10 protein-coding genes are annotated in these 12678 nt (G+C 67.0%); 7 read left to right on the forward strand and 3 right to left on the reverse strand.

What is annotated here, in order from left to right; genetic code table 11:
• Positions 1 to 261 precede the first annotated feature (261 nt).
• The 6 genes from purB to lpdA all read left to right on the forward strand — a co-directional run bounded on the left by purB (position 262) and on the right by lpdA (position 10388).
• Positions 262 to 1629 (forward strand): adenylosuccinate lyase, encoded by a 1368-nt coding sequence (purB, locus tag VN11_RS14370; RefSeq protein ID WP_053450245.1) that lies wholly within the window; start codon positions 262 to 264, stop codon positions 1627 to 1629.
• A 679-nt stretch (positions 1630 to 2308) separates the two neighbouring features.
• Complete coding sequence (locus VN11_RS14375) at positions 2309 to 3724, forward strand: cupin domain-containing protein (protein WP_053450246.1); 1416 nt, start codon at positions 2309 to 2311, stop codon at positions 3722 to 3724.
• Between the two features lie 9 nt (positions 3725 to 3733).
• A complete protein-coding gene (locus VN11_RS14380; protein WP_053450247.1) occupies positions 3734 to 4630 on the forward strand; it encodes a GNAT family N-acetyltransferase in 897 nt (298 codons plus the stop codon).
• A gap of 186 nt (positions 4631 to 4816) precedes the next feature.
• The gene (locus tag VN11_RS14385; protein WP_053450248.1) at positions 4817 to 7648 is read left to right on the forward strand and encodes a 2-oxoglutarate dehydrogenase E1 component; all 2832 of its coding nucleotides are present in this window, start codon (positions 4817 to 4819) and stop codon (positions 7646 to 7648) included.
• Positions 7649 to 7688: 40 nt separating this feature from the next.
• Positions 7689 to 8888, forward strand: a complete 1200-nt coding sequence (gene sucB, locus VN11_RS14390) for a dihydrolipoyllysine-residue succinyltransferase (RefSeq protein ID WP_008265271.1) — start codon at positions 7689 to 7691, stop codon at positions 8886 to 8888.
• Positions 8889 to 8951: 63 nt separating this feature from the next.
• Entirely contained in the window at positions 8952 to 10388 is a 1437-nt protein-coding gene (gene lpdA / locus VN11_RS14395) for a dihydrolipoyl dehydrogenase (protein ID WP_008264626.1), read from the forward strand.
• A 72-nt stretch (positions 10389 to 10460) separates the two neighbouring features.
• On the opposite strand, the gene VN11_RS14400 is transcribed toward lpdA, so the two are convergent.
• A complete protein-coding gene (locus VN11_RS14400; protein WP_238581819.1) occupies positions 10461 to 11330 on the reverse strand; it encodes a LysR family transcriptional regulator in 870 nt (289 codons plus the stop codon).
• Between the two features lie 122 nt (positions 11331 to 11452).
• Between VN11_RS14400 and gstA the strand changes: the two genes are divergently transcribed.
• Positions 11453 to 12055 (forward strand): glutathione transferase GstA, encoded by a 603-nt coding sequence (gene gstA, locus VN11_RS14405; RefSeq protein WP_053450250.1) that lies wholly within the window; start codon positions 11453 to 11455, stop codon positions 12053 to 12055.
• A 62-nt stretch (positions 12056 to 12117) separates the two neighbouring features.
• Here gstA and VN11_RS14410 read toward each other — a convergent pair whose 3' ends face one another.
• Both VN11_RS14410 and VN11_RS14415 read right to left on the reverse strand, forming a co-directional pair.
• Complete coding sequence (locus tag VN11_RS14410; RefSeq protein ID WP_053450251.1) at positions 12118 to 12369, reverse strand: hypothetical protein; 252 nt, start codon at positions 12367 to 12369, stop codon at positions 12118 to 12120.
• Positions 12366 to 12578, reverse strand: a complete 213-nt coding sequence (locus tag VN11_RS14415; protein WP_005410275.1) for a hypothetical protein — start codon at positions 12576 to 12578, stop codon at positions 12366 to 12368. Before VN11_RS14415 ends, VN11_RS14410 begins: the two co-directional genes overlap by 4 nt.
• Positions 12579 to 12678 lie beyond the last annotated feature (100 nt).

Genomic DNA, 12678 nt, shown 5'->3' on the forward strand with positions numbered 1-12678 from the left:
AGGGAAGCGGCGGCTGGCAGGGTGTCGCTTCCCGGGCTGGCGGCTGCGACAACGATACTCCCTTGCCTGCAGCGTGGGATGACGAGGGCGGGCCAGATCGTTCCGCCTGCGCGGCCGTTCTGCACGCTCCAGGGTAGTGCCGGCCGCTGGCCGGCAGCGCATGGAATCGCTGGCCGGGTGTGGTCGCCGGCCAGCGGCCGGCACTACCTGACCGGCACGTCGTAGAATATGGCCCCCGCCGCTCGTCCCCGCCCTGCCGACATGTCCGATTCCGCCCTGCTCGCCCTGTCCCCGCTTGATGGCCGTTACGCCGGCAAGGTCGACGCCCTGCGCCCGATCTTCTCCGAATATGGCCTGATCAAGGCCCGCATCACGGTCGAGGTGGAATGGCTGCTGGCCCTGGCCGCCGAGCCGGGCATCGTCGAACTGGCCCCGTTCTCCGACGCCGCCGTCGCCCGCCTGCGCGCGCTGGCCGCCAACTTCAGCCCGGCCCAGGCCGCGCGCGTCAAGGAGATCGAGCGCACCACCAACCACGACGTCAAGGCGGTGGAGTACTTCATCAAGGAACAGCTGAAGGACGACGCCGAGCTGGCCCCGGCGCTGGAATTCGTGCATTTCGCCTGCACCAGCGAAGACATCAACAACCTCAGCTACGGCCTGATGCTGGAACAGGCCCGCCGCGAAGTGCTGCTGCCGACCCTGGACGGCATCGCCGCCTCCCTGCGCACCCTGGCCCACGCCCAGGCCGGCCAGCCGATGCTGTCGCGCACCCATGGCCAGACCGCGTCGCCGACCACCCTGGGCAAGGAGCTGGCCAACGTGGTCGCGCGCCTGGAACGCCAGCGCAGGCAGATCGCCGCAGTCGAACTGACCGGCAAGATCAACGGCGCGGTCGGCAACTACAACGCGCACGTGGCCAGCTACCCGGACGTGGACTGGCCGGCCTTCGCCGAGCGCTTCGTGACCGGCCTGGGCCTGGTGTTCAACCCGTACACCACGCAGATCGAGCCGCACGACAACGTCGCCGAGATCGGCGATGCCGCACGCCGCGCCAACATCATCCTGATCGACCTGGCCCGCGACATCTGGGGCTACATCTCGCTGGGCTACTTCAAGCAGCGCCTGAAGGAAGGCGAAGTCGGCTCGTCGACGATGCCGCACAAGGTCAATCCGATCGATTTCGAGAACGCCGAAGGCAACTTCGGCATCGCCAACGCGCTGTTCGAGCACTTCAGCGCGAAGCTGCCGATCAGCCGCTGGCAGCGTGACCTGACCGACTCCACCGTGCTGCGTGCGCTGGGCACCGCGTTCGGCCACAGCCAGGTGGCGCTGGATTCGCTGGCCAAGGGCCTGGGCAAGCTGGAAGTGAACCCGCAGCGCCTGGACGCCGATCTGGACGCGGCCTGGGAAGTGCTGGCCGAGGCCGTGCAGACGGTGATGCGTCGCCACGGCCTGCCGAACCCGTACGAGCAGCTGAAGGCGCTGACCCGTGGCCAGGGCATCACCGCCGAGTCGATGCGGGCGTTCGTGCAGGGGCTGGAGCTGCCGGCGGATGCGAAGCAGCGCCTGCTGGAGATGACTCCGGGCAGCTACACCGGCCTGGCTGAGTCGCTGGCGAAGAAGATCTAAGGGGTTTCCTTTGCGGCGGCGGCCGCGGGCGCTGCCTGCGGCAGGCAACGGCAACGGCAACGGCAACAGCAACGGCAACGGCAACAGCAACGTCAAAAGCGGCTCTGGATTGATGCCAGCTGGGCGGGTCGGGAGGGGCCAGCGGGACACGCCGTAAACCCATCCATGGGGGCTCGATGGCGCCATCCATGGCGCCAACGGTCCCGCTGGCCCCTCCCGACCCACCTCTGACACATTCCTGGTGACGGATCGAAGAGCATTGGGTTGTCGGGACGGAATTTTGAAAGAGGGACGCGGCTTCGCCGCGTCCCTCTTTTGTTTTGGAATGAGCAAGCGCAGCGCGCGCCCCGCTGTTGCCCTTGATTCTCTTTTCCATTCCGTGGCGGGCCGCGCAGGAAACTGTCAGGGGCCGGGTGGGGTGGGTTCGCGGGACCGTTGGCGCCATGGATGGCGCCATCGAGCCCCCATGGATGGGTTTACGGCGTGTCCCGCGAACCCACCCCACCCGGCCCAGCGCGGCTTCTGCCTTCTGCGCCCCCCCCGCCACGAGGGGCTCCGCCGTTGGCCGGAACCCCCGCGACAAACCCGCGCACGTGCGCAATCCCAGCGAACGGCGGACAATGGAGGCCTCAGGCGGCCCGCCGTGCCGCCCTCCCGTTTTCCGCTGCAAGGATTCCCCATGGCCGCCCGCAAGTCCTCCGCCCCCCTGATCGAAGTCACCGCACGCCCCGGCCAGCCGCTGGGCATGGCCCCGGCCGTCTTCCTGCGCGATTTCTGGCAGAAGCGCCCGCTGCTGATCCGCAATGCCTTCCCGGATTTCCAGACCCCGGTGCAACCGGAAGACCTGGCGGGCCTGGCCTGCGAGGAAGGCGTGCTGGCGCGCCTGATCGAACATGACAAGGCCCAGGATGGCTGGCGCGTGCGCACTGGCCCGTTCCAGGAAGACATCTTCCCCGCCCTCCCCGACCACGACTGGACTCTGCTGGTACAGGACGTGGACAAGTGGGACAAGGACGTGCGTGCCCTGATCGAGCACTTCAGCTTCCTGCCGCGCTGGCGCATGGATGACGTGATGATCAGCTTCGCCGCCACCGGTGGCTCGGTCGGCGCCCACGTCGACCAGTACGACGTGTTCCTGCTGCAGGCCCATGGCCACCGCCGCTGGCAGATCGACGCCAGCGAATCGATCAAGGGCAAGCAGCCACCGCTGGGCTTCCGCCCGGACGTGGAACTGAAGCTGCTGAAGGTGTTCAAGCCGACCCACGACTGGGTGCTGGCACCGGGCGACATGCTGTACCTGCCGCCGAACGTGCCGCACCACGGCGTGGCTGAAGACCCGTGCCTGACCTTCTCGTTCGGCATGCGCGCGCCGTCCTCGGCCGAGCTGATCAGCGACTACCTGGATACCCTGATCGCCGATGCCGACGAGAACATCCGCTACCAGGATGCCGACCTGAAGGTGCCGGCCGACCCGAACGAGATCGACACGGTGGCGATGGCCCGGGTGATCACCGCCCTCAATGCGATCCGCATGAACGACCCGGACAAGCTGGGCGACTGGTTCGGCCGCTTCATCACCACCTACCGCGCCGCCGGCGAAGTGATGGCCCACCAGGCCGCACCGGCAGCGGAAGAAGTGGTCCAGGCCCTGGCGTCGGGCCTGCTGCTGCAGCGCCACCCGTGGGCGCGCCTGGCCTGGCGCCGGGCCAAGCGCGGTGCCAGCCTGTACGTCAGCGGCCAGGACTTCGCTCTGCCGGTGAAGGACGCGCAGCGCCTGGCCGGTGCCGAGCAGCTCGACGCCGCCGCCTACCGCGGCCTGTCCGACAAGGGCCGTGCCGTGGTCCAGCGGCTGCTGGTCGGCGGCGTGTTCCAGCTGATCGACCCCAACGAGCTGTATGACGCCGAAGACGAGGACGACGGCGAGGACAGCGTGGTGCTGGGCGAGGTGGTCGAAGGCCGTGACCGCGTGGACGCGATCGACGACGACGCGGTGTCCGACGATGTCCACACCGTGACCGTCCATGACGACGGCATCGAAGTCATCGTCAACTTCGAGGACGACGAGGAAGACGACAGCGAGACCGGCCGCGCCTGAGCCATCACGATGATCCGGGTCCAGCAGGTCAGCCACGCCGACGCCCACGTCGCGATCCACGACGTGCGCCAGCGCGTGTTCGTGCAGGAACAGGGCATCGCCGCCGAGCTGGAACGCGATGCGCTGGACCCGGTCAGCGCCCATGTGCTGGCGCTGGACGCTGAAGACCGGCCGGTCGGCACCGGCCGGCTGGCACCGGACGGCCGTATCGGTCGCATGGCGGTGCTGGCCAGCCATCGCAGCCACGGGGTGGGTGAGGCCCTGCTGCTGGCCCTGGTCGAGGCCGGGCGCCGGCTCGGCCTGGCCGAACTGCATCTGCACGCCCAGCTGCCGGCCCGGGCGTTCTATGCCCGCCAGGGCTTCCTGCCCGAGGGCGATGTGTTTGAAGAAGCCGGCATCGGTCACCAGCAGATGCGCCGCCGGCTGGGCGCGGCCAGCGCCATCGACAGCCGCGCCGAAGCGGTGGACATCACCACCGCCATCGTCCATCGCGCCCGTCGCCAGCTGTGGCTGCACAGCCGCCAGCTGGACCCGGGCCTGCTCGACACACCGCCCGTGCAGGCCGCCCTGCGCCGTTTCGTCACTGCCCGCCACGACAAGCAGCTGCGGGTGATCGTGCACGATGCGGCGGCGATCGCCTCGGCCGGAGCGCCCCTGCTGGCGCTGGCCCAGCGCCTGCCAAGCGTGATCCAGATCCGCGAGGTCTCCGATCCGATCGACCGTGCGCTGGCCTCGGCGTGCGTGCTCAACGATGCCGGCGACTTCTACTTTCGTCTGATCGGCCACCGCCTCGACGGCGAGGCCGGCATCGCGCTACCGGCACGTTCGCAGCCGTTCGAGCAGCAATTGCAGCGTGTCTGGGACCGTTCGCGCGATTGCAGCGAACTTCGCGCGCTCGGCCTCTGAGCGGAGCGGGCTGCCTCAACCTGTCTGGAAGCGGCACCGGTGGACCTGCGATGCCTCGGGCGGCGCCCCTTCGTGTCCGGTTGGGGGTACAATTTGGCTGTTTGAACGCGCCCGCGCATGGCTATTCATCTTCCTGCCGGGTCCTTCTGAAGCCATACCCCACAAAGCGAATCAACACCCTCCATCGTGGACAATCAACTGAAGCAGTTTGCGCAATCTTCGCAACTCGCCGGCGGCAACGCCTCCTATGTCGAGGACCTGTACGAGCAGTACCTGGTCTCCCCGGATAGTGTCGATCCCAAATGGAAAACCTACTTCGACGGCTTCAAGGGCCGCGAAGCAGGTGACATTCCGCACTCGGCCGTCATCTCCCACATTGCGGACGCGGCCAAGGATGCGCTGAAAGCCGGCACCGGCAACGGTGCGGGCGACGAGCGTGAGCGCAATGTCGGTCGTCTGATCACCGCCTACCGGTCGCGCGGCCATCTGGACGCCCGCCTGGACCCGCTGGGCCTGACCACGCCGGTCAACACCCCGGACCTGGGCCTGCCGTTCCACAGCCTGTCCGATGGCGACCTCAACAGCGAATTCAGCACCGGCGGCGTCGGTGGCCAGCCGCGCATGAAGCTGCGCGACCTGCTGGCGCGCCTGAAGGCGACCTACACCGGCTCGATCGGTGCGGAGTTCATGCACATCTCCGAGGTCGAGCAGCGCCAGTGGATCTACAAGAAGCTGGAAGCGGCCGGCGGCAACTACCAGCTGGACGCTGACACCCAGCGCCGCACCCTGGAGCGCCTGACCGCGGCCGAGGGCCTGGAACGCTACCTGCACACCAAGTACGTCGGCCAGAAGCGCTTCTCGCTGGAAGGCGGCGACTCGCTGATCCCGATGATGGACACCATCATCCGCAGCGCCGGCAAGGATGGCGTCAAGGACGTGGTGATCGGCATGGCCCACCGCGGCCGCCTGAACGTGCTGGTCAACACCCTGGGCAAGAACCCGCGCAAGCTGTTCGACGAATTCGAAGGCAAGTTCGAGCACGACGAGCACGCCTCGGCCGGTGACGTGAAGTACCACATGGGCTTCTCGGCCGACGTCGCCACCGACGGCGGCCCGGTGCACCTGGCGCTGGCGTTCAACCCGTCGCACCTGGAAATCGCCGACCCGGTCGTGGCCGGTTCCGTGCGTTCGCGCCAGGAGCGCCGCAAGGACACCGCGCGCAAGCAGGTGATGCCGATCCTGATCCACGGCGACGCGGCCTTCTCCGGCCAGGGCGTGGTCATGGAACTGTTCCAGATGTCGCAGGCCCGCGGCTTCGCCGTCGGCGGCACCGTGCACATCGTGGTCAACAACCAGGTCGGCTTCACCACCTCCAACCCGCTGGATACGCGCTCCACGCGCTACGCCACCGACGTGGCGAAGATGATCGCCGCCCCGGTGCTGCACGTGAACGGCGATGATCCGGAAGCGGTGGTGTTCGCCGCACAGCTGGCCTTCGAGTTCCGCCAGACGTTCGCCAAGGACGTGGTCATCGACCTGATGTGCTACCGCCGTTGGGGCCACAACGAGGCCGACGAGCCGGCGATCACCCAGCCGCTGATGTACCAGGTGATCCGCAAGCACGCCACCACCCGCGAGATGTACGCCGAGCAGCTGGAAAAGGCGGGCGTGATCGCCGCTGGCGCCGGCAAGGCGATGGTCGATGCGTACCGCGAGAAGCTGGACGCCGGTGAAGTGACCACCGAGCTGGCCAAGGTCGAGAAGACCCCGCCGAGCAGCCCGCTGTTCGTCGATTGGCCGAAGCTGCTGGAAGGCAAGCTGTCCGATCCGGTCTCGACCAAGGTCGAGAAGAGCAAGCTGGTCGAGCTGGCCAAGCTGATCAACACCGTGCCGGACGAAGTGCAGCTGCACTCGCGCGTGGCCAAGGTCTACGACGACCGCCGCAAGATGGCCGCCGGCGAGATCCCGGGCGACTGGGGCTTTGCCGAGAACCTGGCCTACGCCACCCTGCTCGACGAAGGCCATGCGCTGCGCCTGGTCGGCCAGGACGTCGGCCGCGGTACGTTCACGCACCGCCACGCGATCCTGCACGACCAGAAGACCGACAACTACTACATGCCGCTGCGGCAGCTGGTGGATTCTCCGGAAAAGGCCACCGTCATCGACTCGCTGCTGAGCGAAGAAGCGGTGATGGCCTATGAGTACGGCTTCTCCACCACCGATCCGAACACGTTGTGCATCTGGGAAGGCCAGTTCGGCGACTTCGCCAACGGCGCCCAGGTGGTGATCGACCAGTTCATCGCCGCCGGTGAAGCCAAGTGGGGCCGTATTTCCGGCCTGACCCTGCTGCTGCCGCATGGCTACGAAGGGCAAGGCCCGGAACACAGCTCGGCGCGCCTGGAGCGCTTCCTGCAGCTGTGCGCGCTGGAAAACATGCTGGTGGTGGTGCCGTCGACCCCGGCACAGGCCTTCCACATGCTGCGCCGCCAGCTGCACCTGACCACCCGCAAGCCGCTGGTGGTGATGTCGCCGAAGTCGCTGCTGCGCCACAAGCTGGCTGTGTCGACCCTGGACGAACTGGCCAACGGCGAGTTCCAGCACCTGATCGGCGACGCCAACGCCGATGCCAAGAAGGTCAAGCGCGTGGTGCTGTGCTCGGGCAAGGTCTACTACGACCTGCTGGAAGACCAGACCAAGCGTGGCCAGGACGACGTGGCGATCATCCGCGTGGAGCAGCTGTATCCGTTCCCGCGTGCGCTGCTGGCCGCCGAACTGAAGAAGTACGGCAAGGCCACCGACGTGGTGTGGACGCAGGAAGAACCGCAGAACCAGGGTGCGTGGTACCAGATCCGCCACCACCTGCAGTTCTGCCTGGCCGATGGCCAGAACCTGCACTACGCCGGTCGCGCACGTTCGGCTTCGCCGGCTGCCGGTCACATGGCTGACCACGTCCGCGAACAGCAGCAGCTGGTCGCCGATGCACTGGTCAACCCGTTCAACGACACGTTCGCTGAATAATCCTCCCCCTATTTAGAAGACAAACCAGGAAGCTCCCGCAATGGCCACCGAAGTCAAAGCCCCGGTACTGCCCGAATCCGTCGCCGACGGCACCATCGCCACCTGGCACAAGAAGGTGGGCGACGCCGTCAAGCGCGACGAAAACCTGCTTGACCTGGAAACCGACAAGGTCGTCCTGGAAGTGCCGTCGCCGGTCGACGGCGTGCTCAAGGAAATCAAGTTCGCCGAAGGCTCGACCGTGACCTCCAGCCAGGTCGTGGCGATCATCGAAGAAGGCGCCGTGGCCGCTGCCCCGGCCCCGGCCGCTGAAGAGAAGAAGGCAGAGGCCGCGCCGGCCGCTGCGGCTCCGGCCGCTGCTGCCGCTCCGGCCCCGGCTGCCAAGTCGGCCGCCGACGCGCTGCCGCCGGGCGCCCGCTTTACCGCCATCACTGAAGGCGTGAACCCGGCCGACGTCGACGGCACCGGCCGCCGCGGCGCCGTGACCAAGGAAGACATCGTCAACTTCGCCCGCAACGGCGGCGCCGGCAAGGCCGGTGGCGCACGTCCGGAAGAGCGCGTGCCGATGACCCGCATCCGCAAGCGCATCGCCGAGCGCCTGATGGAGTCGAAGAACTCGACCGCCATGCTGACCACCTTCAACGAAGTCGACCTGTCCAAGGTGTCGGCGGCGCGCAAGGAACTGCAGGACGAGTTCGTCAAGGCCCACGGCATCAAGCTGGGCTTCATGAGCTTCTTCGTGAAGGCCGCTGCCAACGCGCTGCAGCGCTTCCCGCTGGTCAACGCCTCGATCGACGGCGACGACATCATCTACCACGGCTACTCGGACATCTCGATCGCCGTCTCGACCGAGAAGGGCCTGGTCACCCCGGTCCTGCGCAACGTCGAGCGCATGTCGTTCGCCGACATCGAGAAGACCATCGCCGACTACGCCAAGAAGGCGCGTGACGGCAAGCTGAGCCTGGAAGAACTGCAGGGCGGCACCTTCACCGTGACCAACGGCGGCACCTTCGGCTCGCTGCTGTCGACCCCGATCATCAACCCGCCGCAGAGCGCCATCCTGGGCATGCACGCCATCAAGGAGCGTCCGATCGCCCAGAACGGCCAGGTCGTGATCGCGCCGATGATGTACCTGGCGCTGTCCTACGACCACCGCATCATCGATGGCAAGGACTCGGTGCAGTTCCTGGTGGACATCAAGAACCAGCTGGAAAACCCGGGCCGCATGCTGTTCGGCCTGTAAGACACCTCCCGCCCCTCCGCGCCCGCGCGGAGGGGTTCTGGTAATGCATCAAGGAATAATTCAATGGCTGAACAATTCGACGTCGTCGTCATCGGTGCCGGCCCGGCCGGTTACCACGCTGCCATCCGCGCGGCACAGCTGGGCCTGAAGACCGCCTGCATCGACGCAGCGCTGGGCAAGGACGGCAAGCCGGCCCTGGGTGGCACCTGCCTGCGCGTGGGCTGCATCCCGTCCAAGGCGCTGCTGGATTCCTCGCGCCAGTTCTGGAACATGGGCCACATCTTTGGCGACCATGGCATCAGCTTCAAGGATGCCAAGATCGACGTCGAGGCGATGGTTGGCCGCAAGGACAAGATCGTCAAGCAGTTCACCGGCGGCATCGGCATGCTGTTCAAGGCCAACAAGGTCGCCGCCTACTACGGCTTCGGCGAACTGCAGCCGGGCAACGTGGTCAAGGTCACCCAGCATGACGGTTCCATCGTCGAGCTGAAGGGCACCAACGTGATCATCGCCGCCGGTTCGGATTCGATCGAACTGCCGTTCGCCAAGTTCGACGGCGAGACCATCGTCGACAACGTCGGCGGCCTGGACTTCACCGAAGTGCCGAACCGCCTGGCGGTGATCGGCGCCGGCGTGATCGGCCTGGAACTGGGCAGCGTGTGGAAGCGCCTGGGCGCTGAAGTCACCATCCTGGAAGCTCTGCCGGAGTTCCTGGCCGTGGCCGACGCCGAAGTGGCCAAGACCGCTGCCAAGGAATTCAAGAAGCAGGGCCTGGACATCCGCCTGGGTGCCAAGGTCTCCAAGACCGAGATCACCGGCAAGGGCAAGAAGAAGGAAGTCGTTGTCACCTACACCGACAGCGAAGGCGAAAAGACCCTGACCGTGGACAAGCTGCTGGTGGCCGTTGGCCGTCGCGCCGCCACCAAGGGCCTGCTGGCTGAAGGCACCGGCGTCAAGATCAACGAGCGCGGCCAGATCGAAGTCGACGCGCACTGCCACACCGGCGTCAACGGCGTGTGGGCGGTCGGCGACTGCGTGCGCGGCCCGATGCTGGCGCACAAGGGCTTCGAGGAAGGCATCGCGGTGGCTGAGCTGATCGCCGGCCTGCCGGGCCACGTCAACTTCGACACCATTCCGTGGGTCATCTACACCGAGCCGGAACTGGCCTGGGTCGGCAAGACCGAAGCCCAGCTGAAGGCCGAAGGCATTCCGTACAAGGCCGGCAGCTTCCCGTTCGCCGCCAACGGCCGTGCCGTGGCGATGATCGAGCCGGCAGGTTTCGTGAAGATCCTGGCCCACGCCGAGACCGACCGCATCCTCGGCATGCACCTGGTCGGCGCCAACGTCTCCGAGCTGGTGCACGAAGGCGTGCTGACCATGGAGTTCAGCGGCTCGGCCGATGACCTGGCCCGCATCTGCCACGCCCACCCGTCGCTGTCGGAAGTGATCCACGACGCGGCGATGGCGGTCAGCAAGCGCGCCATCCACAAGGCGAACTGATCGTTCGCTGACAGTGCCGGCCGCTGGCCGGCACACTCCAGCAATCAAAAAACCCCGCCTCGGCGGGGTTTTTCATTGGCCGCGCAGCTCGTCCAGCAACAGCTGGGTCGCCCGCGATGCCTTTCCGGCATCCGAACTGACAAGACCGAACACCCGCTGGATGAGCGGCCGTAGCGGCATCACCCGCAGGCCATGCCGGTCCCCAGGCAGCGTGGATTCGGGCACCAGCGAAACACCCAGCCCTTCGCGGACCAGTACGCAGGCACTGGCCCAGTCGCGCACGGTCACCCGTACGTCCGCCATTTCCAGGCCAGCGTCACTCATCAGGCGCTGACCATTCACCGTACAGCCGCCCGTTGCAAGGATGAAGGGTTCGCCCGCCAGCTCGCTCAGCGCCACCCCGCCCCCGGTGGCGCGACGCCCCAGCGGATGCGCCTGCGGCAGCACCGCCATCCACTCATCGCTGCCCAGTGCCAGCGGGTCTCGATCAGCAGCGGGGTTCATCACCACCCCGACATCGACCATGCCGGATGCCAGCCAGTGCTTGACCTCCACGTCGGTACCTTCCACGGTCACCACCTCGATGCCCGGGTGACGCCGCCGGAAATCACGCAACAGCGGGGGCAACACGCCCGAGATGATCGAAGGAAAGCTGGCCAGGCGGATGCGGACTCCACTCACCCCCCGGCTATCGTCGGCCAGCGCGCGGATGGCCTGCAGGCCGCCCAGCATGCTGCGTGCGTGTTCGAGCACTCGCTGCCCCAGCGCGGTGATCTCCACCTGACGCCGCTCGCGTACGAAGACCGCAAAGCCCAGCGAGGCCTCCAACTGGGCCAGCGCCTGGCTGGCACCGGATTGGCTGATGCCGACGCGATCGGCGCCGCGCGAGATGGTTCCCTCGTCGGCCACCGCAACCAGCAGGCGCCAATGGGCAAGATTCATCATGGCAGGCAGTAGCCCAGCTTATGGCATGGAAATCGAAGATTGATTTTACCGGATACCGCCGGGCCAGCAGACTGCCCTGCATCGGCTGTCCCAGCCGCTCTTCCCTCTCGAGACCGTCCATGAAGCTGTATTACGCGCCCTACACCTGCTCGCTGTCGCCGCATATCGTGCTGCGCGAGCTCGGCCTCCCGTTCGAACTGGTCAAGGTCGACAACGCGACCAGGCAGACCGCCGATGGCCGCGACTTCCGTACGATCAACCGCAAGGGATACGTTGCCGCGCTGGAGCTGGACGACGGCCAGGTGCTGACCGAAGGCCCGGCGATCGTCCAGTTCCTGGCCGACCTGAAACCCGAATGCGCGCTGGCCCCGCCCGTCGGCAGCTGGGAGCGGGTACGGCTGCAGGAGTGGTTGAACTTTGTCACCAGCGAAATCCATGCTGGTTCGGCACCGCTGTTCAATGCCGCGCTGCCGGAAGAGGCCAAGGCATTCTTCCGTGCAAAACTCTTCAAGCGCTTCGATCTGCTGCAGGAAATCCTGGCACAACAGGATTTCCTGATGGGTTCAACCTTCAGCGTGGTCGATGCCTATCTGTTCACGGTGCTTGGCTGGTGCCGCTTCTTCTCCATCGATCTGGCGGCGTGGCCGGCGCTGCCGGCCTACACCCGCAGGGTCAACGCGCGACCGGCCGTGCAGGCAGCGCTGCGTGCCGAGGCGGCATGATGCAAGGCCGCGCCCCTGCGTGATCTGGCCGTTTTGGAGAGCAGCCGGGCATGGGCTCCGCGCTACACCTTTCCAGCCGGCTTCTTCGGTGGATCGTCGCAGACCTTGTGCTGCACAACCGTATCGCCGGCCTTCCATTCCTTCACCACCCGGCAGCGCTCCCGGGCTTTCGGTGTCGCCGCCGCTGCGGCATCCGCTTCGTCGGCAGCCGCGGTCTGCTGGCGCTCGAGCCAGGCAGACGACGGCGGCACCGCCGGTGTAGCGAGCGCTGGCAACGCAACCAGCGCCAGCACGACCAGCAACACGGCCCTCATGCGGCCACCGGGCCGCCACCGAGCAGGCGCGCCGGCAGCATGAACAGCGCGCGCAGGAACGCGAACAGCGCCGAGAAGGTGATGCCGACCAGGCGGAATGGCAGGCTCAGCAGCCACACGAACGGCCAGGCGATCAAGGCGAGGATCGCCAGCGGCCAGCACAGCACGAACAGCAGGCACCACACACCGAGCGCGAACAGGGTCTTCATCACGGTCTCCTTGGGGCGGCACCCTGCCGCCTGTGGACACCATGGCGCCCTGCCCTCGCTGCCCGCAAACGGTTTGCGACGAAACCGGGCTAGGGGCGAT

It is taken from the genome of Stenotrophomonas maltophilia, assembly GCF_001274595.1.
Lineage (GTDB): Bacteria > Pseudomonadota > Gammaproteobacteria > Xanthomonadales > Xanthomonadaceae > Stenotrophomonas > Stenotrophomonas forensis.

Excerpts from the sequence above, each read along its gene's own strand:
- purB (WP_053450245.1), top strand. The coding sequence starts at position 262 with ATGTCCGATTCCGCCCTGCTCGCCCTGTCCCCGCTTGATGGCCGTTAC.
- VN11_RS14375 (WP_053450246.1), top strand. The coding sequence starts at position 2,309 with ATGGCCGCCCGCAAGTCCTCCGCCCCCCTGATCGAAGTCACCGCACGC.
- VN11_RS14380 (WP_053450247.1), top strand. The coding sequence starts at position 3,734 with ATGATCCGGGTCCAGCAGGTCAGCCACGCCGACGCCCACGTCGCGATC.
- sucB (WP_008265271.1), top strand. The coding sequence starts at position 7,689 with ATGGCCACCGAAGTCAAAGCCCCGGTACTGCCCGAATCCGTCGCCGAC.
- lpdA (WP_008264626.1), top strand. The coding sequence starts at position 8,952 with ATGGCTGAACAATTCGACGTCGTCGTCATCGGTGCCGGCCCGGCCGGT.
- VN11_RS14400 (WP_238581819.1), bottom strand. The coding sequence starts at position 11,330 with ATGAATCTTGCCCATTGGCGCCTGCTGGTTGCGGTGGCCGACGAGGGA.
- gstA (WP_053450250.1), top strand. The coding sequence starts at position 11,453 with ATGAAGCTGTATTACGCGCCCTACACCTGCTCGCTGTCGCCGCATATC.
- VN11_RS14410 (WP_053450251.1), bottom strand. The coding sequence starts at position 12,369 with ATGAGGGCCGTGTTGCTGGTCGTGCTGGCGCTGGTTGCGTTGCCAGCG.
- VN11_RS14415 (WP_005410275.1), bottom strand. The coding sequence starts at position 12,578 with ATGAAGACCCTGTTCGCGCTCGGTGTGTGGTGCCTGCTGTTCGTGCTG.